24 protein-coding genes are annotated in these 25,808 nt (G+C 68.3%); 14 read left to right on the top strand and 10 right to left on the bottom strand.

Going from position 1 to position 25,808, the window contains the following annotated elements; genetic code table 11:
* Positions 1-75 precede the first annotated feature (75 nt).
* Genes UC35_RS04200 through UC35_RS04170 form a run of 7 tightly spaced genes read right to left on the bottom strand, consistent with a single transcriptional unit; the run spans position 76 to position 6,839 of the window.
* A complete protein-coding gene (locus tag UC35_RS04200) occupies positions 76-1,056 on the bottom strand; it encodes a phosphatidate cytidylyltransferase (protein ID WP_061496487.1) in 981 nt (326 codons plus the stop codon).
* 15 nt (positions 1,057-1,071) lie between these two features.
* The gene (locus UC35_RS04195; RefSeq protein ID WP_061496484.1) at positions 1,072-1,683 is read right to left on the bottom strand and encodes a lysophospholipid acyltransferase family protein; all 612 of its coding nucleotides are present in this window, start codon (positions 1,681-1,683) and stop codon (positions 1,072-1,074) included.
* Positions 1,684-1,727: 44 nt separating this feature from the next.
* Positions 1,728-2,444, bottom strand: coding sequence for a monofunctional biosynthetic peptidoglycan transglycosylase (gene mtgA, locus UC35_RS04190; protein ID WP_061496482.1), 717 nt, complete (start codon positions 2,442-2,444; stop codon positions 1,728-1,730).
* Positions 2,441-3,265: a shikimate dehydrogenase gene (gene aroE / locus UC35_RS04185; protein ID WP_061496480.1), complete on the bottom strand. Its 825-nt coding sequence runs from the start codon at positions 3,263-3,265 to the stop codon at positions 2,441-2,443. The genes mtgA and aroE overlap by 4 nt, the downstream gene beginning before the upstream one ends.
* A 5-nt stretch (positions 3,266-3,270) precedes the next feature.
* On the bottom strand, positions 3,271-4,173 hold the full coding sequence (locus UC35_RS04180) for an energy transducer TonB (protein WP_415752694.1): 903 nt from the start codon (positions 4,171-4,173) through the stop codon (positions 3,271-3,273).
* On the bottom strand, positions 4,170-6,200 hold the full coding sequence (locus UC35_RS04175) for a ribonuclease catalytic domain-containing protein (protein WP_061496478.1): 2,031 nt from the start codon (positions 6,198-6,200) through the stop codon (positions 4,170-4,172). Before UC35_RS04175 ends, UC35_RS04180 begins: the two co-directional genes overlap by 4 nt.
* Before the next feature lie 36 nt (positions 6,201-6,236).
* Positions 6,237-6,839 carry a YqiA/YcfP family alpha/beta fold hydrolase gene (locus UC35_RS04170; protein ID WP_061496476.1) on the bottom strand — a complete coding sequence of 201 codons (603 nt, stop codon included), beginning with the start codon at positions 6,837-6,839 and terminating at the stop codon, positions 6,237-6,239.
* Positions 6,840-6,896: 57 nt separating this feature from the next.
* Here UC35_RS04170 and rodA point away from each other — a divergent pair, with 57 nt between their 5' ends.
* From rodA to UC35_RS04135, 7 genes are all read left to right on the top strand, one after another.
* The gene (gene rodA / locus UC35_RS04165; protein ID WP_061496474.1) at positions 6,897-8,051 is read left to right on the top strand and encodes a rod shape-determining protein RodA; all 1,155 of its coding nucleotides are present in this window, start codon (positions 6,897-6,899) and stop codon (positions 8,049-8,051) included.
* A 15-nt stretch (positions 8,052-8,066) separates the two neighbouring features.
* Positions 8,067-8,966 (top strand): NAD(P)-dependent oxidoreductase, encoded by a 900-nt coding sequence (locus UC35_RS04160; protein WP_061496472.1) that lies wholly within the window; start codon positions 8,067-8,069, stop codon positions 8,964-8,966.
* 27 nt (positions 8,967-8,993) lie between these two features.
* Complete coding sequence (locus UC35_RS04155) at positions 8,994-11,072, top strand: protein kinase domain-containing protein (RefSeq protein WP_061496468.1); 2,079 nt, start codon at positions 8,994-8,996, stop codon at positions 11,070-11,072.
* Between the two features lie 9 nt (positions 11,073-11,081).
* Positions 11,082-12,542 (top strand): metalloprotease TldD, encoded by a 1,461-nt coding sequence (gene tldD / locus UC35_RS04150; RefSeq protein WP_061496467.1) that lies wholly within the window; start codon positions 11,082-11,084, stop codon positions 12,540-12,542.
* 20 nt (positions 12,543-12,562) lie between these two features.
* On the top strand, positions 12,563-13,114 hold the full coding sequence (locus UC35_RS04145; RefSeq protein WP_061496465.1) for a hypothetical protein: 552 nt from the start codon (positions 12,563-12,565) through the stop codon (positions 13,112-13,114).
* A 215-nt stretch (positions 13,115-13,329) separates the two neighbouring features.
* Complete coding sequence (locus UC35_RS04140; protein WP_061496463.1) at positions 13,330-14,454, top strand: 3-deoxy-7-phosphoheptulonate synthase; 1,125 nt, start codon at positions 13,330-13,332, stop codon at positions 14,452-14,454.
* A 139-nt stretch (positions 14,455-14,593) separates the two neighbouring features.
* Positions 14,594-15,613, top strand: coding sequence for a hypothetical protein (locus UC35_RS04135; protein ID WP_061496461.1), 1,020 nt, complete (start codon positions 14,594-14,596; stop codon positions 15,611-15,613).
* 30 nt (positions 15,614-15,643) lie between these two features.
* On the opposite strand, the gene mpl is transcribed toward UC35_RS04135, so the two are convergent.
* Positions 15,644-17,014, bottom strand: coding sequence for a UDP-N-acetylmuramate:L-alanyl-gamma-D-glutamyl-meso-diaminopimelate ligase (mpl, locus tag UC35_RS04130; RefSeq protein ID WP_061496459.1), 1,371 nt, complete (start codon positions 17,012-17,014; stop codon positions 15,644-15,646).
* Positions 17,015-17,082: 68 nt separating this feature from the next.
* On the bottom strand, positions 17,083-18,711 hold the full coding sequence (locus tag UC35_RS04125) for a long-chain fatty acid--CoA ligase (RefSeq protein ID WP_061496457.1): 1,629 nt from the start codon (positions 18,709-18,711) through the stop codon (positions 17,083-17,085).
* Positions 18,712-18,779: 68 nt separating this feature from the next.
* Between UC35_RS04125 and UC35_RS04120 the strand changes: the two genes are divergently transcribed.
* The 7 genes from UC35_RS04120 to UC35_RS04090 all read left to right on the top strand — a co-directional run bounded on the left by UC35_RS04120 (position 18,780) and on the right by UC35_RS04090 (position 24,908).
* Positions 18,780-19,373 carry a hypothetical protein gene (locus UC35_RS04120; protein WP_061496455.1) on the top strand — a complete coding sequence of 198 codons (594 nt, stop codon included), beginning with the start codon at positions 18,780-18,782 and terminating at the stop codon, positions 19,371-19,373.
* A complete protein-coding gene (locus UC35_RS04115) occupies positions 19,370-19,915 on the top strand; it encodes a TlpA family protein disulfide reductase (protein ID WP_061496453.1) in 546 nt (181 codons plus the stop codon). Before UC35_RS04120 ends, UC35_RS04115 begins: the two co-directional genes overlap by 4 nt.
* A 141-nt stretch (positions 19,916-20,056) precedes the next feature.
* Positions 20,057-20,521 carry an acetyl-CoA carboxylase biotin carboxyl carrier protein gene (accB, locus tag UC35_RS04110; protein ID WP_061496451.1) on the top strand — a complete coding sequence of 155 codons (465 nt, stop codon included), beginning with the start codon at positions 20,057-20,059 and terminating at the stop codon, positions 20,519-20,521.
* 76 nt (positions 20,522-20,597) lie between these two features.
* Positions 20,598-21,947 (top strand): acetyl-CoA carboxylase biotin carboxylase subunit, encoded by a 1,350-nt coding sequence (gene accC / locus UC35_RS04105; RefSeq protein ID WP_061496449.1) that lies wholly within the window; start codon positions 20,598-20,600, stop codon positions 21,945-21,947.
* 27 nt (positions 21,948-21,974) lie between these two features.
* Positions 21,975-22,856 carry a 50S ribosomal protein L11 methyltransferase gene (prmA, locus tag UC35_RS04100; RefSeq protein ID WP_061496446.1) on the top strand — a complete coding sequence of 294 codons (882 nt, stop codon included), beginning with the start codon at positions 21,975-21,977 and terminating at the stop codon, positions 22,854-22,856.
* 62 nt (positions 22,857-22,918) lie between these two features.
* Positions 22,919-23,995 (top strand): DUF3426 domain-containing protein, encoded by a 1,077-nt coding sequence (locus UC35_RS04095; protein ID WP_061496444.1) that lies wholly within the window; start codon positions 22,919-22,921, stop codon positions 23,993-23,995.
* A 25-nt stretch (positions 23,996-24,020) separates the two neighbouring features.
* Positions 24,021-24,908 carry a carbohydrate kinase family protein gene (locus UC35_RS04090; protein ID WP_061496442.1) on the top strand — a complete coding sequence of 296 codons (888 nt, stop codon included), beginning with the start codon at positions 24,021-24,023 and terminating at the stop codon, positions 24,906-24,908.
* A 110-nt stretch (positions 24,909-25,018) separates the two neighbouring features.
* Here the strand turns inward: UC35_RS04090 and UC35_RS04085 are convergent, their stop codons facing one another.
* Positions 25,019-25,786 carry an SDR family oxidoreductase gene (locus UC35_RS04085; RefSeq protein WP_061496440.1) on the bottom strand — a complete coding sequence of 256 codons (768 nt, stop codon included), beginning with the start codon at positions 25,784-25,786 and terminating at the stop codon, positions 25,019-25,021.
* Positions 25,787-25,808 lie beyond the last annotated feature (22 nt).

Raw genomic sequence — 25,808 nt, 5'->3', positions numbered from 1 at the left:
TATGAGCCCGGTCAGCACGAAAACGCCTCAACATCGGGTCTCGGCTTCCAACCCGGACATCTATCCGCCGCTTGCCTAGACGCCGAAATACCACCGCGCCGAATGAAAGAAGATCGGCGCGGCGAAGCACAGCGCGTCGACGCGATCGAGCAGGCCGTTGGCGCCGGTGACCGACATGCCGCGCGCTCCCCAGGCGGTGACGCCGCGGTCGCGCTTCAAGGCCTTCATCACCAGGTGGCCCATCGAGCCGGCGGCGCAGGCGACAAAAGCCATCGCCACTGCCTGTCCGGCCTTGAACGGCGTGATGAAGGACAGCAGCCCGCCCACGAAGCTGCCCAGGACCATGCCCAGCGCCCACGTGTACCAGTTGAAGCTGGCGCTGATCTGCGGGATGCTGGCCGGGCGCCTGAGCCGGCGGGTGAGCAGGTGCTGCACCAGCATGCAGGCCTGCACCACGAAGACCAGGAAGAACACCAGGAAGGCGCCCTTGCCCTCGTAGTTCCTGAAGTCCAGCAGCATCAGCGCCGGCACATGGCTGGCACCGTAGATGCACACCACGACGCCCCACTGCAGCTTGGCATTGCGTTCCAGGAAACGCTGCGTGTCGCCGGCCAGGGCGCTGGCCAGCGGCAGGGCGAAGAACACGTACACCGGGATGAACACCGTGAACAGGTCGAAGCGGCGCGTGGCCACCAGCCAGAACTGGATCGGCAGCACCACGAAGAAGGCCAGCACCAGGCTGCGATGGTCGCCGCGCCGCGTCGGCGACAGGGTGATGAATTCGCGCAGCGCGAAGAACGAGGTCAGCGCGAACAGGGTGGTGGCCACGGCCGGGCCCATGATCCAGGCGATCCAGAACAGGATGGCCATGAACCAGGAAGTGCGCAGCAGCTGGCGCAGGTCCTTGAGTTCGGCCTGCCAGGCTTCGTCATGATCGCGCTGGCGAAAGGACGCGAGGAAGGCCGAGATGCTGGCAATGGCCAGGATGCCGAAGACGAACAGGAACAGCGCCGCGACCTGCTGTGAGGGGGTGAGGTTGCGCAGGAACTGGTTCATCGGCGTGCGTCGGTCTCAAATGTCCCGCAGCGCGATCACGGCCTGCCGCGCGCGGTCCAGGAACTGCCGCCGCTCCTCGCCCGGCTCGAGCCGGATCGGGGCGCCGAAAGTCACGGAACACAAGATGGGCACCGGCACCACTTCGCCCTTGGGCATCACGCGCTGGATGTTCGCGATCCAGGCGGGCACCAGCACCACGTTCGGGAAGCGCAGCGCCAGGTTGTACAGGCCCGCCTTGAAGGGTTGGGGCTCCTCGGCGTTGCCGCGCGTGCCTTCGGGAAAAAGGATCAGCGAGTCGCCGCTGGCCAGCGCGTCGGACAGCGGCTGCAGCGGATCTTCATCGCCTTTTCGTTCACGGTCGACATAGACCGCATTGAAGACGGCCGTGGTGATCCACTGCTTCAGCGGCGTCCGGGTCCAGTAGTCCTTGGCGGCGATCGGGCGCGTGATGGCGCGCAATTCCTCGGGCAGGGCCGCCCAGATCATCACGATGTCGCCGTGGCTCTGGTGGTTGGCGAAGTAGATGCGCTGTTCCGCCTTGGGCGGGCAGCCGTACCAGCGAGCCTGCGCGCCCGTGAGCAGGCGCACCAGGTTCAACAGGAAAAGGCCCATCAGTTTCGCCAGCATGGCCGCGAGTCTAGGGCCAGTTGCAAAACTTTGTGAACGGGCCTTTAGGGCAATTCGGCCGAACGCATGCGGGCGGCGATGGTGGAGGCGCGCCCGGCCAGGTAGGCGGAATTGGGCAGCTTCTCGAAGTACTTGGGCCGCGGCAGCATCACCGCCACTCGCGCCGCCTCCCAGGCGGTGAGCTGCGCCGCGCTCTTTCGAAAGTAGTGGCGCGCGGCGGCCTCGGCGCCGAACACGCCTTCGCCCCATTCCACGCTGTTGAGATAGATCTCGAGGATGCGTTCCTTGCTCAGCATGCTCTCCAGCGCATAGGTCAGGACGATCTCCTGGCCCTTGCGCAGCAGCGTGCGCTCGCCCGACAGCAGCAGGTTCTTCGCGAGCTGCTGCGTGATGGTGGAGCCGCCGACGATCTTCGGGGGCCGGCGGCTGGCGGCCTGGCGCGCCGCACGCTCCTCGGCCAGGGCGTTGCGCTGCCAGGCCTTTTCCACCGCATCCCAGTCGACGCCGTCGTGCGTGGCGAAGCCGTCGTCTTCAGAGGCGATCACCGCGCGCTTGAGGTTGTCCGAAATGCGCGCGTAGGGCACCCATTCCTGGCGCCAGCGCAGGTTCTTGTGCGTGGCGATGCGCCAGGCTTCCGAGCGCTGGAAGGCGGTGGACTGCGGGTCCACGGTGGCGGCCAGCGCGATGCGCGCGATGAAGAACAGCTCCAGCGCGCAAGCGGCGATCAGGAGCAGCAGCAGCCAGCGCGCCAGCGCTTTCATGCCAGTGCTGCGCGCAATTCGCCCAGCACCTGGGCCGCGGGCGGGCGCACGCCGCGCCACACGACGAAGGACTCCGCCGCCTGTTCCACCAGCATGCCCAGGCCGTCGCGGGGCGTGCCGCCGTTGTCGCGCGCCCAGGCCAGGAAGGCCTGGGCCGCCGGGCCGTACATCATGTCGTAGGCCAAGGCGCCGGGCTTGAGCACATGGCCCGCAACCGGGACGCCGGCGCCGGCCAGGCTGCTGGCCGTGGCATTGACCACGACGTCGAAAGCGCCGGTCACGGCCAGGCCGCTGGCGGCCAGCTCCACCCGGTGCTGCGTCGCCAGAGCGTCATGGCGTTCGATCAGCGCCTGCGCCTTGTCCAGCGTGCGGTTGGCCACCGCGACCCGGCGCGGCACGGCCTCGATCAAGGGGCCGAGCACGCCGGCCGCGGCGCCGCCGGCGCCCACCAGCAGCACGTCGCGGCCGCGCAGGTCGATGCCGGCATTGGCGGTGATGTCGCTGACCAGGCCCACGCCGTCGGTGTTGTCGCCGAACACGCCGGCGTCATCGAAGCGCAGGGTGTTGGCCGCCTGGGCGAGCAGCGCCCGCGGCGACAGGCGCGTCGCCAGCGCGGGCGACTCGAACTTGAAGGGCACGGTGACGTTGCAGCCCTTGCCGCCATGCGAGGCGAATTCGCGCACGGCATGGGCGAAGCCGTCGAGCGCGACCAGCTGCTTGTCATAGCGAAGCCGCTGGCCGGTGAGCTCGGCGAAGCGCGCGTGGATCCACGGCGACTTGCTGTGCTCCACCGGGTTGCCCATGACACAGTACTTGTCCATCAGGTTCAGGTTCCCTGGCGCTCCACCAGCTTGGTCTCCAGCGTGCCGTCGCGCGCGAAGGTGAAGGTCTGGATGAAGGCGAGCCGGTTGTAGCCGGACTTGCCGAGCGTGGCCTGCACCTTCGCCGGCACCGTGCCGAACGGGCCCGCGCTCTTGGCGATGGCCTGCGCGCGCCGGTCGAGCGTGGGATTGCCGGAGGAGCGCTCGATGAGCGCCTCGGTCACCTGGCCGTTGAAGCCCACGGTGACCTGCACCACCAGCTGCCCGTAGAGCCGCTTGCCGGCCACCTCGGGGAAGTTGCGGGTGCCCTTGTCCTCGATCTTGCGGCGCAGCATGTCGTAGTAGATGGCGAACACTTCCTCGCGCGTGGCCGGCGTGACGTAGCGCTTGCGCGGGCGCGCGTTCTCCTCGCTGATCCGCCGCTCGATCTCGGCCAGGATCTTCAGCTGGTGCTTGCGCTTTTCCTCGAAGGCTGCGACCTCGGTCTTGTTGACCTGCGACAGCTCCGGCGGCTTCATCGCCAGCACCTCCTGCCGCTTCTGCGCCAGCAGCAGCGTCTGCTGCTGCAGCATCTGCATCTCGGCCTGCCGCTGCATGTCCTCGGCCGAGTCGCCGATCGAGGTCAGCGCCGAGGGCGGCAGCGGTGAAGTGGCGCGGCCCTTCTGCGCCTCACCGCCGCCGGCCAGCGAGGCCTGCGCGATGGCCTGCGCCTTGTCCGGCCGCTCGTTGGTGTTGGCATTGACCAGGATCACTTCCAGCGGACTGTCCTCGAAGACGCGGTTGAAGCCCTCCGGGTCCACGAAGCGGAAAGTGAGCAGCCCTGCGTGGATGGCGAACGAGATGCCGAGCGCGATCTGCAGGGTGCTGAGCGAACGAAGCGATGAAAGACTGGGCGAGCGCAGGTTCACGAGACGCTATTTTGTTCTTCAATGTCGTTGACATCCACCGCGATGGCAATCGGGCCGGCGACGGGTTCGTCCTCGCCTTCCTCCTCGGCCTCCAGCGCTTGTGGCGCCTCCTCGAGATGCTGCGTGACGGTGCCCTTCACATCGAGCGAGATCAGGTCGACCTCGCCGAGCGCCACCCGCACCCGCGCGCCGCGCGGAAGCTGTGAGCCTCCCAGCACGCCCAGCACCAGCGGCAGGTCGTCGGCACGCACCAGGCCATCGCGGAACATCACACCCTCGATCTCGGTGATGCCTTGCTGGCGCAGGTATTGCAGCGTCCAGAAGCGTTCCATTCCGGCCTGGTGCCCGTTGTAGGCGCTGTAGGCCGAATCGAAGGCGGAGATGATGGAAAACAGCTCCGCGTCCTTGGGTTTGAACGGCGCCGCGAGCGCCGCGGTGCGGCCGTGGCGGGCGGCGGCGATGATCTGCCACTGGTTCACCAGGTCGGTGTAGCGGCGCAGCGGCGAGGTGCTCCAGGCGTAGCTCTTGACGCCGATGCCGGCGTGCGGCAGCGCCTTGGTCCCCATGCGCACCTTGACGCCGGGCGCCAGGCTCGCCTGGCTGCGGTAGATCGCCGGCACGCCCAGTTCGGCCAGCCAGCTGCCCCAGCTGCTGTTGGCCAGGATCATCGCCTCCGACACGATCAGGTCCAGCGGGGCGCCGCGCCGGCGCACGCTGATCTCGACTTTTTCATCGCCGGAGGGCTCGCTGCCGTCGTGGCCCAGCAGCCGGAAGTTGTAGTCCGGCCGCGTGAAGTTCTCGGGCTTGCCGCGCACCTGCTCGCGCTGCGCCTTCAGGTGCAACGCCAGCCGGTACAGCAGCGACAGCGGATCGCGCAGCGCATGCACCGGATGGTTAACGTCGGCGTGGCCGCCTTGCAGCCACTCTTCGCTCACGGCCGAATCGAGCTGGTCGTGCCGCAGGTTCCAGGTGATCGGCACCCGCTCCAGGCGGGTCTGCGTGCCTTTCAGCTCCAGGGTCTTCTCGTCGAAGGTGGCGTACAGCGATACCGAGGGGCACTCGCGGCCTTCCTGCAGCGTGTAGGCCTGCACCACCTCGTCGGGCAGCATGGTGATCTTGTAGCCCGGCATGTAGACCGTGGACAGGCGCTGCCGCGCCACGCCGTCGAGCACGGCACCAGGCGCCAGCGCCAGGCCCGGCGCGGCGATGTGGATGCCCACGACGACCGTGCCGCTGCCCAGGCCCTGCACCGAGAGCGCGTCGTCGATCTCGGTGGTGCTGGAATCGTCGATCGAGAACGCCTCGACGGCGGCCAGCGGCAGTTCGTCCTTGATCGCCGGCGCCTGCAGGGGCTGGAAGCCCGTGCCCTTGGGGAAATTGTCGAACAGGAAGCGCTTCCAGTGGAACTGGTAGGCCGAATCGATGGCGCCGGCGTCCTGCAGCAGCGCCAGCGGCGCGGCATGGGAGGCCCGCGCGGCCTCGACCACCGCCTTGTATTCAGGCGAGTTCTTGTCCGGCTTGAACAGGATGCGATAGAGCTGCTCGCGAATCGGCGCGGGGCAGCTGCCGGCGGCCAGTTCCTGGGCCCAGGCGCTGATCTGCGCCTGCACCTGCTTTTTCTTCTCGATCGCGGCCAGCGCCTGCTGCACGATCTCGGCGGGCGCCTTCCGGAAGCGTCCCTTGCCGATGCGGCGGAAATAGTGGGGCGCCTCGAACAGGCGCAGCAGCGCCGCCGCCTGCTGCGCGGTGGTGGCCTGGGCTGAGAAGTAGTCGCGTGCCAGGTCGGCGAAGCCGAATTCCTCCTCGGGCGCGAATTCCCAGGCCAGGTCCAGCTCGATGCCCTCGGCCAGCTGCTGCGCGTCGCGCAGCAGTTCGGCCGGCGAAGGCCGGTCGAACTTCAGAAGCATGCTGGCGGCCTTGACCTTGACGCGCTTGCCGCTGTCCAGCTCCACCTGGGCGGAAGACTCGGCCTCGGACAGCACGCGCCCGGCCAGGAATTTCCCCGCTTCTTCGAACAAAACGAACATGGGCCGGATTGTCCCATGCAGATGTTTCCAAACTGTTCAGTCAGCCAGGTTCAGAAACTGGAATATGTCGTCGATGTGCGAATCGAAATCCGACAGCGCGTGATCGCCGCCTTCCAGCAGCTTGATCCGCGCGCCCGGGTAGCGGGCGACCATCTCGCGCCAGTCCAGCACTTCGTCGCCCTTGGCGATGACCGCGAAAAAATTCTCAGGCTGCCGCAAGGGCCCGGCGTCGAGCGTGCGCAGTTCGTCGACGAAGCGCGGCTCGAAGTAGAACTTTTCGGCGGGGTCATGCCAGGCGGTCTGCTCGCCGATGCGGCCCGCCAGGTCCCGCGCCGGCTGGACGGCGGGGTTCAGCAGGACGGCCCGGCATCCGCAGCGCTGCGCCACCCAGGTCGCATAGAAGCCCCCCAGAGACGATCCGACCACCGCCATGCGCTCGCGCGGCCAGGCGGCAATCCCTTCCATCACCATGGCCATCGCCGCGGCCGGGGAGGGCGGCAGCTGCGGGCACCACCAGTTCACGCCGGAATGCCGCTCGCGCACGCGCGCCGCCACCTGCCGGGCCTTGGCCGACTGCGGCGAGGAGCGGAAGCCGTGCAAGTACAACAAATGCGTCACGGATGGGGCGGCGGGATGCATGGGCGCCGATGATGCCATCCTGGTGACCCCGGGCAGGACACTAGATAATTCGGGCCCATGTCAGCAGTATTCGACCAACCGTCCGTCCGGCACCGGCTCGTGCCCATGCTGGTGGGCTTCGACGGCCCGCTCGCGTTCGCGGTGTTCCTGCTCGCCTGCGCCGGTTTGCTGACCATGTATTCCAGCGGCTACGACTCCGGCACCCGTTTCCCCGACCACACGCGCAACATGGTGCTGGCCGGCGTGATCATGTTCGTGGTGGCGCAGGTGCCGCCGCAGCGCCTGATGCGGTTTGCGGTGCCGCTGTACACCGTGGGCGTCATGCTGCTCATCGCGGTGGCGATCTTCGGCATCACGAAAAAAGGCGCCAGACGCTGGATCAACGTGGGCGTGGTGATCCAGCCCAGCGAAATCCTCAAGATCGCGATGCCGCTCATGCTGGCCTGGTGGTTCCAGAAGCGCGAGGGCCAGATGCGGCCGCTCGACTTCGTCGTGGCCGGCGGGCTGCTGCTCCTGCCGGTCGGCCTCATCGTCAAGCAGCCCGACCTGGGCACTGCCATCCTGGTGATGGTGGCGGGGCTGTCCGTGATCTTTTTCGCGGGGCTGTCGTGGAAGCTGATACTGCCGCCGGTGGTGCTGGGCATCATCGGCGCGGTGCTGATCGTCTCCTTCGAGGGCCAGCTGTGCGCCGACGGCGTGCGCTGGCCGGTGCTGCACGACTACCAGCAGCAGCGGATCTGCACGCTGCTCGATCCCAGCCGGGATCCGCTGGGCAAGGGCTTCCACACCATCCAGGGCATGATCGCTATCGGCTCCGGCGGCTTTCTCGGCAAGGGCTTCATGAAGGGCACCCAGACCCACCTGGAGTTCATCCCCGAGCGCACCACCGACTTCATCTTCGCCGCCTTCTCCGAGGAGTTCGGCCTGCTGGGCAACCTGTGCCTGATCGCCGGCTTCATTTTCCTGGTGCTGCGCGGGCTGGCGATCGCGCTGGAAGCCTCCAGCGTGTTCTCGCGCCTGCTGGCCGGGGCGATCACCATGATCTTTTTCACCTACGCCTTCGTGAACATGGGCATGGTCAGCGGCATCCTGCCGGTGGTGGGCGTGCCGCTGCCCTTCATCAGCTACGGCGGCACGGCCATGGTCACGCTGGGCATGGGCCTGGGCATCCTGATGTCGATTGCCAAGAGCAGGCGGCTGATGCAGACCTGACCGGTATCCGATTCCATGAACGCCAAGGTCGTCGGCATCGTGGGTGTGGGCAACATGGGCGGCGCCATGGCCGCCCGCCTGCTCGAGCTTGGCTGGACGGTGCAGGTCCATGACATCGCCCGCGCCAAGGTGGATGCGCTGGCGGCGGCCGGGGCCCGCCCCTGCGCCAGCGCCGCCGAAGCCGCCCGCGGCGCCGGCGCCCTGATCGTTTGCGTGGTGGACGCCGACCAGACCGGACAGGTGCTGTTCGGCCAGGCCGGCGCACTGCCGGCCTTGGCGCCCGGCCAGGCGGTGCTGCTTTGTCCCACGATCGCACCCGACGATGTGGAGCGCTTCGCCGGGCAACTGGCCGCCGCCGGCATCGCCGCCATCGACGCGCCCATGTCCGGCGGTCCGGCCCGCGCGCGCGACGGCTCCATGAGCCTGATGGTGGCCTGTGCCGACGCCGCGTACGAGGCGCATCGCCCGCTGATCGACGCCCTCAGCAGCCGGGTGTTCCGCATCAGCCAGCGGCCCGGCGACGGCGCGCGGACCAAGCTGGTGAACAACCTGCTGGCCGCCATCAACCTGGTCGGCGCTGCCGAGGCGCTGGCGCTGGCCGGCCGGATGGGGCTGGACCTTTCCCGGACACTCGACGTGATCGAGCAGTCCAGCGGGCAGAGCTGGGTCGGCGTCGACCGGATGCGCCGCGCGATCGCGGGCGACTACGAGCCGCGCGCCCATGTGACGCTGCTGCAGAAGGATTCCGGGCTGGCGCTGCAGGCAGCCGCGGCCGTCGGCTTCAAGGGCCCGCTCGGGGCCGCCGCGCGCGCGGTGTTCGACCGCGCGGTGGACGCCGGCTGGGCCGGCCTGGACGATGCGGCCATCTTCCGGGTGTTGGACGCAGGCCACTACCGTGAACCGTCACGCCCCTAGACTTGGGGTTGTGAACCGGCCCGCACCATGACCTCCATCCTGGTCGTCGAAGACGACGACGCCATCCGCACCAATGTCATCCGGCTTTTGAAACTGGAAGGCTACGACATCGAGTCGGCGGAGAACGGCCGCATCGGGCTGGAGCGGGCCAGGGCCGTGCGGCCGGATGTGGTGATTTCCGACATCAGCATGCCCGAGATGGACGGCTTCGCGATGCTGGAGGCGATCCGCGCCGAACCCGCGCTGGCGGCGACCTCGGTGATGCTGCTCACGGCGCTGGACGACCGCGCCAGCATGCGCCGCGGCATGACGGCCGGCGCCGACGACTACCTGGCCAAGCCTTTCACCCGCGTGGAGCTGCTCGATGCCTTGCAGGGGCTGCTGAAGAAGCGGGGCCGAATCGAGGCCTCGATCGCATCGGCGGTGCAGGCGCGCGAGGAGCACCTGCGGCGCGCGTTCACCGAGCACCTGGGCGGCCGCTCGATGCCGGACCGCTTCGACCTGGACCCGCCCCAGGGCGCGGTCACCGACACGGTGCTGGACGCCACGGTGCTGTTCTCGGACATCCGCGGATTCACCTCGCTGGCGGAGAAACTCAGCTCGCGCGAGGTCGCCGAACTGCTGAACGCGTACTTCGAACGGGTTTGCGAACCGGTCCTGAAAAACGGCGGCCATCACCTGCGCTTCATCGGCGACGGCCTGATGGCGGTGTTCGCCGAGCTGCCGGGCGGCCCGCCGCTGGCGCCGGCGCGGCGGGCGATCTCGGCCGCGCTCGGCATGGCGCTGGCCACGCATGAATTCCGCGCGTGGATCGCGCAGCGCTTTGGCCAGCGCGGCCTGCCGCCGTTCGCCGTCGGGATCGGCCTGCACACGGGCGAAGTGACCATCTGCCGGCTCGGCGCGACGCAGAACAAGGAAACGACTGCGATCGGCGACACCGTCAACGTCGCCGCGCGCCTGCAGTCGGCCAGCAAGGAACTGGGCTGGACGGTGATCGCCAGCCAGGCGACGCTGGAGCGTGCCGGCCCCGGCGTGCAGACCGGCGGCATCACCTGGACGGAGGTGCGCGGCAAGCACGGTTTCGTCGAAGTGGCCGAGATCACCGGACTGCTGGCCGAAAGCGGGCTGCACGGGCTCGCCACGCTGGCCGAGCGCGCGGGCGAGGTGGGCGAAGCGGTGCGCATCAACTCGGAAATCACGGCGCGCGCGGTCAAGGGCGCGCTGCACTCCAAGCTCTCGGCCTTCAAGGATCACCGCTTCGACTCCGGGGCGGAGCCGCCGCGCCTGAAGGGCTACCGGCTGGCACGCAAGATCGGCGCGGGTGGGATGACCCAGGTGTTCCTGGCCGAGCGCGAAGCCGACCGCATCCCGGTGGTGCTCAAGGTGCTCGACGCCAGCGGCAAGGGCGCCGGCGAGCACCTGTCGCGCTTCATCCAGGAGTACACGTTGCTGTCGAGCATCCAGCATCCGCATGTGATCGGCATCTACGACCAGGGCTTCACCGACGACCTGGCCTACATCGCGATGGAGTATTTCGAGCAGGGCGACCTTCGCCCCGAGATCAACGCCGGCATGACGCAGCAGCGGGCGCTCGAGGTGGTGGTCCAGGTCGCCCAGGCGCTCGAGGCCATCCACGGGCGCGGCATCATCCATCGCGACCTCAAGCCGGAAAACATCATGCGGCGTGCCGACGGCACGGTGGCGGTGGCCGATTTCGGCATTGCGAAGTCGACGCTGGCGGGCAACTTCGACCTGACCCAGACCAGCCACGGCGACGTCGTCGGCACGCCTTTCTACCTCAGCCCCGAGCAGGCGGGCGGGCAGGCGATCACGCCGCAGACCGACCTGTACAGCCTGGGCGTCATGCTGTTTGAGATGCTGGCCGGCCAGCGGCCCTTCCGCGCCGAGTCGCTGCATGAGCTGCTGGCCCTGCATGTGTCGGCGCCCACGCCCGCGCTGCCGGCCGCCCATGCGGCGGTCCAGCCGGTGATCGACAAGCTGATGGCCAAGCTGCAAGGGCAGCGCTACGCCTCGGCCCGGGCGCTGCTGGACGACCTGGCGCTGCGCCAGCTCGACCGCGGCGCGGCCCAGCCAGCCGCCCACTAGAATGTTTCAATGATTTCCCGCGAACCCACCCTCGAGCGTCTGGCCACGGCGGAGCGCTTGCTGCTCGAGCCTTTCGGCCTGAACCAGACTCATCTGTCGCGTGCCCTGGCCGAGATCGCCACCCACAAGGTGGACGACGCCGACCTCTACTTCCAGTACACGCGCAGCGAAGGCTGGAGCCTGGAGGAGGGCATCGTCAAGACCGGCAGCTTCAGCATCGACCAGGGCGTCGGGGTGCGCGCGGTCAGCGGCGAGAAGACGGCGTTCGCCTATTCCGACGACATCTCCGAAGCCTCCCTGCTGGATGCCGCCCGCACCGTGCGCAGCATCGCGGCTGCCGACGGCCAGGGCCGCGCCCGGGTCGGCGAGAAGAAGATCGCCGGCGGCCGATCGCTCTACCAGGCGATCGATCCCATCGCCACGCTGGACAGCACGGCCAAGGTCCGGCTGCTGGAACACGCGGAGCGGATGGCACGCGCCAAGGACCCGCGTATCGTCCAGGTCATGGCGGGGCTGGCCAGCGAGTACGACGTGGTGATGGTGGCGCGTGCCGACGGCACGCTGGCGGCCGACATCCGCCCGCTGGTGCGCCTGTCGGTCACCGTGATCGCCGAGCAGAACGGCCGGCGCGAGATGGGCAGCGGCGGTGGCGGCGGCCGCTTCGGGCTGGCCTGGTTCGACGAGGAGCGCATCCAGGAGTACGTGAACGACGCCGTCAACGCGGCGCTGACCAACCTCGAGTCGCGTCCGGCGCCCGCCGGCGAGATGACGGTGGTGCTCGGGCCGGGCTGGCCCGGCGTGCTGCTGCACGAGGCGATCGGCCACGGCCTCGAGGGCGACTTCAACCGCAAGGGCTCCAGCGCCTTTTCCGGTCGCGTGGGCAAGCGGGTGGCAGCCAAGGGCGTCACGGTGCTGGACGACGGCACGATCGCGGACCGCCGCGGCTCGCTCAACGTGGACGACGAAGGCAACGCGACCCAGCGCACGGTGCTGATCGAGGACGGCATCCTGCGCTGCTACATGCAGGACGCGCTCAATGCCCGGCTGATGGGCGTGGCACCCACCGGCAATGGCCGGCGCGAGAGCTATGCGCACATTCCCATGCCGCGCATGACCAACACCTACATGCTGGGTGGCGACAAGTCGCCCGACGAGATCGTCGCCAGCATGAAGAAGGGCCTGTACGCCACCAACTTCGGCGGCGGCCAGGTCGACATCACCTCCGGCAAGTTCGTGTTCTCGGCCAGCGAGGCCTTCTGGGTCGAGAACGGCAAGATCCAGTACCCCGTCAAGGGCGCCACCATTGTCGGCAACGGTCCCGACGCGCTGACGCGCGTGACCATGATCGGCAACGACATGCGGCTCGACAGCGGCGTGGGCACCTGCGGCAAGGAGGGCCAGAGCGTGCCGGTGGGCGTGGGCCAGCCAACCCTGCGCATCGACGGCCTGACCGTCGGCGGCACGGCCTGACGGTTGCGGGGATCAGGCAGGTGGCGAACTCCCGGATTCGGATCGATCCCACCACCAACCTGCCCAGCATCCACAGCTTCGGCGACCTCAGCAACTTCCTGCGCAGCGCCGTCGCCGACGAGGAAAGCCGCCAGTTCTCCGAAAGCATGGGACAGCTCGCGGTGCGCGTCGAGGCGATCATCGCGGCCTTTCGCATCACCCGCGAGCGCGACAGGATCGCGCCCCAGCTGGTGGACCTGCTCACCGTGTTGCGTGGCCATCGCAACCTGGTGGTCAACCTGGGAATGACCTGGCGCGGCCTCTACGAATACGCCGTGTACCTGCAGTCGCTGAACAACTTCCGGGTCCTGATCGGGCAGTGGCTGCTCGATGGCGGTCCCCGCAGCCGGGACCTGCCGATCTGCGCCGAGGATTTCGAGCTGGTCGCGTGGCGAACCCTGGGTGAGGGCATGCTGCTGATCGACATGTACGACCAGTGGCTCTTGTCCGGCGAGCCGGTCGAATCCAAGCTGGACGCGCCCACCGAGCCGATGTTGGACCGTGCCGTCCAGTGGTGGAAACCGGGCCGCTGACGGCCCCGTCATCGCGATGGCCGCCGACTGTGCTACATTGCGCCTCATGCATGCACTGCGCGCGTATTTTTTTGGCTACTTTTGGATCTCACGCCCCGGCGGTCGAGAGAGCTGAGCGTACCTGAAGAAAACGCGAAAGAACTCCCAAAGAACCGCCGGAACCCCCGGCGGTTTTTTTTTTGCCCCACCCCTTGCTTCCAGGAGAGACAGACGACATGAATCCGAAGCCCGCCCTCGCCAGCGATGCCTGGTATGCGCACCCCGTCGACAAGACCAGCGAAACCGACGACCAGCGCATCAAGGACATCACCGTGCTGCCTCCGCCTGAACACCTGATCCGCTTCTTCCCCATCCGGGGCACGGCGGTCGAATCCCTCATCAGCGGCACGCGCCGCGCGATCCACAACATCATGGCCGGCAAGGACGACCGGCTGCTGGTGGTGATCGGCCCGTGCTCGATCCACGACCCGGCGGCGGCGCTGGACTACGCGCGCCGCCTCAAGGAAGCGCGCGACCGCTACCACGGCACGCTGGAAGTCGTGATGCGCGTCTATTTCGAGAAGCCGCGCACCACGGTCGGCTGGAAGGGCCTGATCAACGACCCCTACCTCGACGAGAGCTTCCGCATCGACGAGGGCCTGCGCATCGCGCGCCAGCTGCTGATTGAGATCAACCGCATCGGCCTGCCGGCCGGCAGCGAGTTCCTCGACGTGATCTCGCCACAATACATCGGCGACCTGATCGCCTGGGGCGCGATCGGCGCGCGCACCACCGAGAGCCAGGTGCACCGCGAGCTGGCCTCGGGCCTGTCGGCGCCGATCGGCTTCAAGAACGGCACCGACGGCAACATCCGCATCGCCACCGACGCCATCCAGGCGGCCGCGCGCGGGCATCACTTCCTGTCGGTGCACAAGAACGGGCAGGTCGCGATCGTGCAGACCAACGGCAACCGCGACTGCCACGTGATCCTGCGCGGCGGCAAGGCCCCCAACTACGACGCCGCCAGCGTGGGCACCGCCTGCCGCGACCTCGAGGCCGCCAAGCTGCCGCCGGTGCTCATGGTCGACTGCAGCCATGCCAACAGCAGCAAGCAGCACGAAAGGCAGGTGGACGTGGCCGGCGACATTGCGCAGCAGATCGCCGGCGGTTCGCGCAGCGTGTTCGGCGTGATGGTGGAAAGCCACCTGCATGCCGGCGCCCAGAAGTTCACGCCGGGCAAGGACGACCCCCGCCGGCTGGAATACGGCAAGAGCATCACCGACGCCTGCATCGGCTGGGACAGCTCGATGCAGGTGCTGGACACGCTGTCGCAGGCGGTGAAGGCGCGGCGCTCCCGCTGATTCGCGTCCCGGAGCCCCTCGTCCGGCGATCTTGAGCGCCGTCATTGACGCGGCTGGCGCGCCATGGCAGTTTGCCAAGTGCGTCTCAACCGTCAGTCAGAGGGGGGTGCAGAAGTTGAATCCGTTGCAACACGGGAGCGTGTCCCACCACGAACAGCCGGTGTTCGGGCTCGGGCTGTCGGGCTTCGCTCCGGGAGAAAAAAAAGAGCTTGAGTCCAGGCTCGCCTCGCGTGCCGGCAGGCCCCGCTGGCGCTTTGGCGCCTTCGCGGAGGCCGATGCCTGGTGGATCAACGGCGCGCGCGTGCGGCTGATGCCGGACGGCATGCTGCGGATCGCACCGGGACTGCCCAACGAAAAGGCGCTGCGCCTGGACCTGGCAGCGGTCGACCGCCCGGTGGCTTTCGCCACGCCGCTGGCGCTGGCCGAACCCGGGTCGCACCGCCAGTTCGACCCGCGATCGCCGCTCAGCATCGAGCAGACCCTGCTGCAGTTCGACGCCTGGCTCCGGCAGGCGCGCGCTCAGTTCGTGCTGGGGGCGCGCATCGTCGAGGCCGGCGAGCAGTTCGATGGCGGCGTGTACCACGTCAGTCACGAAAACCGCCTGCTGGCGGTGATCGACTTCGAGCAGCGCAGGGCGGCGTTCATGCCTCGGGCGCATCCGGTGGCCTTGTGGGAGGCGCGCTGGAGCCGGCGCCCCACCGGCGCGCACGACCTGCCCGAAAGCTTCGCGCCCACGACGCCGGCCGAACTGGCGTGGATGTATGCGCGGCACAGCGAGCGCAACCTGCTGCCTTCGCGGTACCGCCATCGCACCATCCACTACCGGCGGGTGCCGCGGGTGCCCTTGCGCATGCTTCGCGACTCGCAGCTTCAGATCCTGAACGAGCTGGCCACGGGCGGCTTGACGCTGGACGAACTGGAGGTGCGGACGGCCTGGCCGCGGCAGCGCCTGGAGCGCGACCTGGCCTGTCTTTACTTCGCCAATGCGATCACGACCGCGCAACGCAATCCGGACAGCATAGGCCGGCTCGCGGCGGATGACCCGGTGCTGCGGGTGGTCCCGCACCAGCGGCAGGATGCCGGCCTCACCACCCCGGTGATGCTGGAGCTGGGCGCAGACACGGTGCCCGTCCTGGCGCGCCGCCCGCAGGCGGGGTAGCGGCCGGGGCAGGCGGGCGGGCTGGTTTGGCTAGCGGGCGCCCAGGCGGCGCAGCAGCTTGGCGTGCACGTCGCCGAAGCCGCCGTTGCTCATGCACAGCACATGGTCGCCCGGCCGCGCCGCGGCAGCCACCGTCTCGACGATCTCGTCGATGGTGCGCAGCACCTGGGCCCGCGGGCCCATGGGCGACAGCGCTTCGGCAGCGTCCCAGTCCAGTCCGCCCGAGTGGCAGAAGGCCAGGTCCGCCTGTTCCAGGCTCCAGGGCAGCTGCGACTTCATCGCGCCCAGCTTCATGGTGTTGCTGCGCGGCTCGAACACCGCCAGGATGCGAGCCGCGCCCACCTTGCGCCGCAGGCCGTCGACGGTGGTGCGGATGGCGGTGGGGTGGTGCGCGAAGTCGTCGTACACGGTGACGCCGCCGGCCTGGCCGCGCACCTCCATGCGCCGCTTGACGCTGTGGAAGTTCGCGAGGATGCGGGCAGCAGCTTCGGGCGCGACCCCAACATGCTCGGCGGCGGCGATCGCGGCCAGCGCATTGAGCTGGCTGTGGACCCCGGTCATGTCCCAAGCCACGCGCCCGACCTTGGCGCCTTGCAGCAGCACGTCGAATCGATCAGGCTCGCCGACGGCGGTGAAGTCGCTGGCGGCCGTGCCGAAGCTGCGCACCTCGCTCCAGCAGCCCGCGTGCAGCACCCGCGCCAGGCTCTCCTCCAGGCCATTGACCACGACGCGGCCGCTGGCCGGCACGGTGCGCAACAGGTGGTGGAACTGGCGCTCGATGTCGGCGAGATCGTCGAAGATGTCGGCGTGGTCGAACTCGAGGTTGTTCAGCACCGCGGTGCGCGGGCGGTAGTGCACGAACTTGCTGCGCTTGTCGAAGAAGGCGGTGTCGTATTCGTCGGCTTCGATCACGAAGTGCTTGCCTTTGCCAAGGCGTGCCGAAATGCCGAAATTGCCCGGCACGCCGCCGATCAGGAAACCCGGCGCCAGGCCGGCGCTCTCCAGGATCCAGGCGAGCATCGAGCTGGTGGTGGTCTTGCCGTGGGTGCCGGCCACCGCCAGCACATGCCGGCCCTGCAGCACGTGCTCGGACAGCCACTGCGGCCCGCTGGTGTAGCGCTGGCCGGATTCGAGGATCGCCTCCATCAGCGGATAGCGCGGGGCCCCGTCGGCCTGCCGCGCGCGCGAAACCACGTTGCCCACGACCCAGACGTCGGGCTTCAGGGCCAGCTGGTCCGGGCTCCAGCCTTCGATCAGGTCTATACCCAGGGCCCGCAGCTGGTCGCTCATGGGCGGGTACACGCCGGCATCGCAACCGGTGACCTTGTGGCCGGCTTCGCGGGCCAGGGCGGCGAGGCCGCCCATGAAGGTGCCGCAGATGCCGAGGATATGAATGTGCATAGCCCGGCATTATCGGGCCGCACGCTCGTGCGACCCGTGCGGTAAATCCGACTCGCGTTGGCCTGAAGCTACTTCGGAAAACGCTCGCGCAGCTTCATCTTCCAGAACTTGCCGGTCGACGTGCGCGGCACGGCGTCGATGAACTCGTAGCGCTCGGGCAGCTGCCACTTGGCGAAGCTGTGTGCCAGCAGGTGGGCGTCGAATTCTTCCTTCTGCGCCTGCCGGCCCGGTTTGAGGACCACGCAGGCCAGCGGCCGCTCGCTCCATTTCTCGTCGGGGATGGCGATGACGGCGGCTTCGGCCACCGCCGGATGCGCCATCAGCGCGTTCTCCAGGTCCACCGAACTGATCCACTCGCCGCCCGACTTGATCAGGTCCTTGGTGCGGTCGGTGATGCGCACGAATCCGAGAGTGTCCACGTGGGCGACGTCGCCGGTGCGCAGCCAGCCATCGGCAGTGAACTTGTCGCGCTCGACGGGCACCTCGTGGTAGCTGCCGGTGATGAAGGGTCCGCGCACCTGGAGCTCGCCGACGCTCTTGCCGTCCCAGGACTGTTCGCCGGTCTCGCCCCACACGCGCAGGTCCACCAGCGGCACCGGCACGCCCGCCATCGCCGCCCGCCGGTACTTTTCGTCGTCGCTGGCGTCGCGGATCTCGGCCCGCGGATAGGAGACGGTGCACACCGGCGAGGTCTCGGTCATGCCCCAGCCCTGCATGATCCAGATGCCGTGCTTGTCGAAGGCGCGGATCAGCGCCTCCGGCACCGCCGCCCCGCCCACCAGCGAACGCATGCCGTGCGGCAGCGTCCACCGGCCGCGATTCGGCGCGCCTTCGGCCTGCGCGGCGTCGTAGGTCTGGATCAGGCTCATCCAGATGGTGGGCACGCCCAGCGCCAGGGTGGGCGGCTCCATTTTCATCAGGTCCAGCAGGTCGTCCGGGTGCAGGTGCGGCCCGGGAAACACCAGCTTCACGCCCATCATCACCGCGCCGTAGGGCATGCCCCAACTGTTCGCGTGGAACATGGGGGTGACCGGCAGCACGACATCGGTGCCGCGCAGTCCCCAGAAATCCCCCAGGCTGGCCACCAGCGTGTGCAGGATGGTCGAGCGGTGCGAATACACCACGCCCTTGGGGCGGCCGGTCGTGCCCGAGGTGTAGCACATGGCCACCGGGTCGTCTTCGTCGTGCGGCGCGTATTCGAAGCCCTCCGCGTCGGCGTCCTGCAGCAGGGCCTCGTAGTCGCTGAATTCCGCCGGCACCGCGGCGCCGGAGAAGGGGAACACGATGACTTTCTCGAAGCGGTGCAGGTGCGCGAACTGCTTGTAGAGGGGCAGCAGCACGTCGTCCACCACCAGGAAGCGGTCCTGCGCGTTGCCGGCGATCCAGCCGATCTCGTCGGGCGCCAGCCGCAGGTTCAGGGTGTGCATCACCCCGCCCGCGGCCGGAATGCCGAAGTAGCACTCGAGGTGGGCGTGGTGGTTCCAGCACAGGGTGGCCACCCGGTCGCCCTTGCGCAAGCCGAGGTCGCGCAGGGCCGCGGCCAGCCCGCGCGCGCGGCGGTGGAACTCGCCGTAGCTCTGGCGCCGCAGCGATTTGTCCGGCAGCCGGGACACCAGCTCGTTGCCCGCAAACAGCCTGCCCGCGCGCTCCAGCAAATGGTTGAGCGACAGCGGCACGTCCATCATCGTGCTCTTCATGACTCGTCTCCTGTGTCGGCAATAAACTGTAAGCGTCCCGGCCACGCCGGGCAATGCAGAATTCGCCGATGGACAGCAGCAAGCCCGAGATCGCCCACGCCGCGGCGCGCCTGGTCGTGGAAGAGGGCCTGGAATACGGGCCGGCCAAGCGGCGCGCCGTCAAGCAACTGGGACTGAACGCCCGCACCGCCTTGCCGGACAACGAGGCCCTGGAGGACGCGGTGCGCGAGTACATCGCCATCTTCTGCGCCGACACGCAGGCCGTCGAGCTGGCGGCGCTGCGCAAGCTGGCGCTGGTGTGGATGGAGCGCCTGCGCGAGTTCCGGCCCTACCTCGGGGGGGCGGTGTGGCACGGCACGGCCACCCGGCTGTCCGACATCTATATCCAGCTTTTCTGCGACGACCCGAAATCGACCGAGATGGCGCTGATCGACAACCGCGTGGACTTCGAGCCGCGCACCGTCAACGGCTTCAATGGCGAACCCGTCGAAGCGCTGAGCTTCTCCAGCCACAGCCCGGAACTCGGGGAGGCCATCGGCGTGCACCTCATGATCTATGACCACGACGACGTGCGCGGCGCCCTGAAGCCCGATTCCCGCGGCCGCACGCCCCGCGGCGACATCGCCGCCGTCCGCGGCTTGCTGGAAAATGTGGCTCCATGACTTCTGCTCCGACTGCTTCCGATCCTCGCCGCCGCATGCTGCTGTTCGCAGGGGTGGGCGCGGCGGCGGCACTTTCCGGGGCCGGTGTGGCCCTGCTCAATCGTCGTTCCGACGCGCCCGCCGACCTGGATCCGGCGTTCTGGCGGATGAGCTTCGACACACCCGCCGGATCGCCCCTGCCCATGCAGGCCCTCCGGGGCAAGCCCTTGCTCCTGAACTTCTGGGCCACCTGGTGCCCGCCCTGCGTGGAGGAAATGCCGATGCTCGATGCGTTCTTCCGCGAAAGTTCTGCAAAGGGCTGGCAATTGCTGGGATTGGCTATCGATCAGCCGACCGCGGTGCGCAATTTCCTGCAGCGCACGCCCGTCAGCTATCCCATCGCCCTGGCCGGGATGGGCGGCACAGAGCTCGCAAAAACCTTGGGCAATGAAGCCGGCGGCTTACCCTTCACCGTGGTGATCGGCGCCGGCGGGCAGGTTCTGCGGCGTAAAATGGGCCGCGTCAGCCAGGGTGAACTGACGCAGTGGGCGCAATTGAAGTAGCCGCCGCCCGTCAGCTCAGCCGTAGTCGCCGCCATCTGCCTTGTCAAGCAGATTTCAAAAATACAAGAAAAAAGACGGAAGAAAGCAAAAGTAAGCGAATTTTGCTGTAGATTCGCCACCTTTCTGCCGGAGGCTGGAGACATGGACCTGCGCAAGCTCAAGACGCTGATCGACCTGGTGTCGGAATCGAACGTCTCTGAACTGGAAATCACCGAGGCCGAAGGAAAGGTCCGCATCGTCAAGGGCGGCACCGTGGTGCAGCAAGTGCTGTCGCCGATGGCCGTGCCGGCGGCGACCGCGATGCCGATGGCGCTCGCTTCGGCGCCCGCCGCCCCGGTGGCCGGCGCTGCACCCGCCGTCGCAGCCCCGGTGGGTCACACGGTCAAGTCCCCCATGGTCGGCACCTTCTACCGCTCGGCCAGCCCGGGCGCCAAACCTTTCGTGGACGTCGGCAGCCCGATCAAGGAAGGCGACACCGTCTGCATCATCGAGGCGATGAAGATCCTCAACGAGATCGAAGCCGACAAGACCGGCACGATCACGCAGATCCTGGTGGAGAACGGCCAGGCCGTGGAGTTCGGGCAGCCCCTGTTCGTGATCGAGTAAGGGCGCGCTCACTCCATGTTCAGCATGAAGCTTGCCGCCGCTTGCGGCGTTCGGGCCGAAGGCCGCGGGGATAACAATGTTTAAGAAAATCCTGGTCGCCAACCGCGGCGAGATCGCCTTGAGGATCCAGCGCGCCTGCCGCGAACTGGGGATCAAGGCCGTGATGGTCTATTCCGAGGCCGACCGCGAGGCCAAGTACGTCAAGCTCGCGGAGGAGGCGGTGTGCATTGGCCCGCCGCCGTCGCCGCTAAGCTACTTGAACATGCCCGCGATCATTTCGGCAGCGGAGGTGACCGACGCCGAGGCGATCCATCCCGGCTACGGCTTCCTGTCGGAGAACGCCGATTTCGCCGAGCGGGTGGAAAAGAGCGGCTTCCAGTTCATCGGTCCCACGCCCGAATCGATCCGCATCATGGGCGACAAGGTGTCGGCCAAGCAGGCCATGATCAAGGCAGGGGTGCCTTGCGTGCCCGGCTCCGAAGGCGAACTGCCGGACGATCCGGTCCAGATCAAGCGCATCGCCAAGTCGATCGGCTACCCCGTGATCATCAAGGCTGCCGGCGGCGGCGGCGGGCGCGGCATGCGCGTGGTGCACACCGAGGCGGCGCTGGTCAACGCGGTGCAGATGACCAAGGCCGAAGCCGGAGCCGCTTTCGGCAATCCGGCGGTGTACATGGAGAAGTTCCTCCAGAACCCGCGCCACATCGAGATCCAGGTGCTGGCCGACAAGCACCGCAACGCCGTGTACCTGGGCGAGCGCGATTGCTCGATGCAGCGCCGCCACCAGAAGATCATCGAGGAGGCGCCGGCGCCGGGCATCCCGCGCAAGCTGATCGAGAAGATCGGCGAGCGCTGCGTCGCCGCCTGCAAGCGTATCGGCTACCGCGGCGCGGGCACCTTCGAGTTCCTGTACGAGGACGGCGAGTTCTACTTCATCGAGATGAACACCCGCGTCCAGGTCGAGCACCCGGTGACCGAGCTGATCAGCGGCGTCGACATCGTCAAGACGCAGATCATGGTCGCCGCCGGCGAGAAGCTGCCCTTCAGCCAGCGCGACATCCAGTTGCGCGGCCACGCCATCGAGTGCCGCGTCAACGCCGAGGATCCGTACAAGTTCGTCCCGTCCCCCGGGCGCATCACGCTGTGGCACGCGCCGGGCGGGCCGGGCGTGCGCGTGGACTCGCACGTCTACAACAACTATTTCGTGCCGCCCAACTACGACTCGATGATCGGCAAGATCATCGTGCACGGGGACACGCGCGAGCAGGCGCTGGCGCGCATGCGCACGGCCTTGCTGGAAACCGTGGTCGAGGGCATCAACACCAACATCGCGCTGCATCGCGAGCTGATGGTGGACGCCAAGTTCATGGACGGCGGCACCAACATCCATTACCTCGAGGACTGGCTGTCGCAGCACAAGCGATAGACCCTGGAAGGGTCCCGGGACGACTTCATGTTTGAACTGCGCCTGTTGTGTCCCGAGGAACGGGTCGAGCCCGTGAGCGACGCGCTGGACGCGCTGGACGCGCTAAGCGTCTCGGTCGAGGACGCCGATGCGCAGACCGATGCGGAGCGCGCGCTGTTCGGCGAACCTGGCCTGCCCCCGCCCAAAGAGGGCTGGAGCCGCTCGCGCGTGCTGGCGCTGTTCGCCACCGAAGCCGCCGCGAGCGAGGCGGGGGACATCCTCGCCGCGCAGGATTTCTTCCAGGGCTGCGAGATCCAGGGCATCGCTCAGGTGCCCGACCAGGACTGGGTGCGCCTGACGCAGTCGCAGTTCGCGCCGGTGCCGATCACCCCCGAGTTCTGGATCGTCCCAACCTGGCATGAGCCGCCCGCCCAGGCGCGCCAGCTGATCCGGCTCGACCCCGGCCTGGCTTTCGGCACCGGCACCCATCCCACCACCCGCATGTGCCTGCGCTGGATCGCCAACAACCCGCCGGCCGGCAAGCGCGTGCTCGACTATGGCTGCGGTTCAGGCATCCTAGCGATCGGGGCCGCGCGCTTCGGCGCCGCCGAGATCGACGCCGTGGATATTGACCCGGCCGCGGTGCAGGCGACCGTCGCCAACGCCCAGGCCAACGGCGTGCAGCTGCGGGCCGGGCTGCCGGCCGAGGCCGCCGGCCACTATGAGCTGGTGCTCGCCAATATCCTGGCCATGCCCCTGAAGGTGCTGGCGCCGCTGCTGTGCGCGCATGTCGCGCCCGGCGGCGCGCTGGTGCTCGCCGGCATCCTCGAGCGTCAGGCCGACGAGCTGAAGGAAGCCTACGCGCCGTTCGCCGCGCTGGAAGTCAGCGACAGTGAGGACGGCTGGGTGCTGATGACGGCCCGTCTCTAGCGTCAGCCCCCCGGCTTATCCCGGTAAGCAGGCCCGCGAGGGCTGTCTACAATCGCTGGCTCATGAGCCTGATCACGCGCTGCCCTGCCTGCGGGACGATGTTCAAGGTCGTCGCCGACCAGCTCAAGGTTTCCGACGGCTGGGTGCGCTGCGGTCACTGCGCCGAGGTCTTCGACGCGACGGGGAACCTGCAGGATGAAGACGCCGTCCACGGGCCGGCGGCGCCAGGGGCCGCCCTGAACGAAGCGCCGGAGCCGCAAGCGCCGGCATCCGCGCCCGAGCCGGAGCCCCAGCCCCAGCCGGCCGCAACGATCTCGAAACCTCCGGTCGACGGGCCGATCTTCGATCCGGTCCCGGACGACACGGCCCCGGCGACAACGCCCCTGCCGGAAGCGGCGGCGCACGACGACGACTTCCCGACCTCCATCCACTCGCAGGTCGATGACAGCGAGATCGAAGGGTTCGCGAACTCGCGCGAACTCGACGACGCGGCCCAGGTCCTGCGGGCCGATCCGCGCGACCGGCCATTCGCGCTGCGCCGCGCCGACCCGATGGAGAGCCACGATATCGGTCCGCACGGCCTGAGCCGGCCGACCCCGCTGGAGGATCCAGAACTGCACGACCTGTCCTTCGTGCGGCAGGCGCGGCGCAAGGCGTTCTGGCGGCGTCCCGTGGTGCGCTTCGGCCTGCTGCTGCTGGCGCTGGCGCTGGCCGCGCTGCTGGCGCTGCAGGTCGCCTGGCACGAACGTGACCGGCTGGCTGCCGCCGAACCGGCGCTGCGCCCCTGGCTGCAGAAGATGTGCGAGGCGGCGGGGTGCAAGCTCGGCCCGCCGCGCCGGATCGAGGCCGTCGCCATCGACAATTCATCGTTCAACAAGCTGCGTGGCGATGCCTACCGGCTGAACATCACGCTGAAGAACCGCGCGGACACCGAAGTCGCCATGCCCGCGCTGGAGCTCACGCTCACCGACAGCCAGGACCAGGCCGTGCTGCGCCGGGTGCTGACCGCCGCCGAGTTCGCGGGAAGCACCACCACGCTCCTGCCGCGTGCGGAGTGGTCCACCACGCTCGCGCTCGGAGTGGCCGGCAGCAGCGCCTCGCGCATCGCCGGCTATCGCGTGCTCGCCTTCTATCCCTGACGCCCACAGAAAGAAAGACAACGAAATGCCCGCCCTGATCTGCGGATCGCTCGCCTTCGACACCATCATGGACTTCCCGGGACGCTTCGCCGAGCAGATCCTGCCCGACCAGCTCCACATCCTGAACGTGTCCTTCCTGGTGCCGCAGCTGCGCCGCGATTTCGGCGGCTGCGCCGGCAACATCGCCTACAGCCTGAAGCTGCTGGGCGGCACGCCGCTGCCCATGGCCACCGTGGGCAGCGACGGCCGCGACTATGTCGCGCGACTGCAGTCCATGGGGATCGCCACCGAATTCGTCCGCGAGGTGGGTGACACCTACACCGCGCAGGCGATGATCATGACCGACCGCGACAACAACCAGATCACCGCCTTCCATCCCGGCGCGATGATGCAGGCGCACATCACGAAGATCGCGCCGCGCAGCGACATCAAGCTGGGCATGATCTCGCCCGACGGCCGCGACGCCATGCTGCAGCACGCCCAGCAGTTCAAGGACGCGGGCATCCCTTTCGTGTTCGACCCGGGGCAGGGGCTTCCGATGTTCGACGGGCGTGAGCTCGCCGGCTTCATCGAGGCCGCGACCTGGGCCACGGTGAACGACTACGAAGGCAAGATGCTGTCGGAGCGCACCGGCTGGGACAGCGCGGAGATCTCCCGCCGCCTGTCCGGCTACATCGTCACCCTGGGTGCCGAGGGCTGCGAGATCTGGATCGACGGGGAAAAGATGCGGGTCCCCGGCGTGAAGGCAGCCCAGGTGGTGGACCCCACGGGCTGCGGCGATGCCTGGCGCGGAGCACTGCTGTACGGCCTGGAGCAGGGCTGGGACCTGGCGCGCTGCGCCCAGCTCGGCAATCGCGTCGGTGCCGTAAAAATCGCCAGCCGCGGCCCGCAAAACTGGACCTGGGGCGGCTGACGCCGTGCCTTTCTCCTTCCCCTCCGGGGGAAGGTCGGGATGGGGGCGCTTGGATTAACTGGGAGCGCCCCCACCCCAGCCCTCCCCCAGCGGGGGAGGGACACACGCCATCAGCCCCGCGCCAGCGTGACGCCCCCGTCCACCACGATCGTCTCACCCACCACGTAGTCGCCCGCGCGCGAGGCCAGGTAGATCGCCACGCCCGCCATGTCCTCGTCGGTGCCGATGCGGCCGGCGGGAATGCGCTTGGCGATCTCGTCGCCGTGGTCGCGCGCTGCCCGGTTCATCTCGGAGGCGAAGGCGCCGGGCGCGATGCCGCTGACCACGATGTTGTCCTTGACGAGCCGCAGCGACATCCGCTTGATCAGGTGGATCAGGCCCGCCTTGCTCGCCGCGTAGGAATAGGTCTCCTGCGGATTGACCGACACGCCGTCGATCGAGGCGATGTTGATGACCTTGGCGGGCTGCGCCTTCGCGCCTTCTTTCAGCACGCCGTGCAGCGCCTGCGTGAGGAAGAAGGGCGACTTCAGGTTGAGGTCCACCACCTTGTCCCAGCCCTTCTCGGGAAAGGTATCGAAGTCCTCGCCCCAGGCGGCGCCGGCGTTGTTCACCAGGATGTCCAGCGATTTTTCCGTGGCCGCGTAGGCGGCGGCCAGGCCCTTGGCACCCTCCACCGTGGAGACGTCGGCCGGCAGCGCGATGCAGGTGCCGGCGGCCGACAGCTCACGTGCCGTCTGTTCGCAGGCATCGGCCTTGCGGGAAGAAATGTAGACCTTGGCGCCTTGCGCCAGGAAACCGGCCGCGATCATGCGGCCGATGCCGCGCGAGCCGCCAGTGACCAGCGCAGTGCGCCCTTTCAGGGAAAACAGATCGTTCATGGGGTCCTCGCCAAAACGGCAA

The sequence above is a fragment of the Ramlibacter tataouinensis genome (assembly GCF_001580455.1).
Lineage (GTDB): Bacteria > Pseudomonadota > Gammaproteobacteria > Burkholderiales > Burkholderiaceae_C > Ramlibacter > Ramlibacter tataouinensis_B.
Note: the sequence above shows the minus strand (reverse complement) of the source record. Positions and strands in the feature narration are given on the sequence as shown.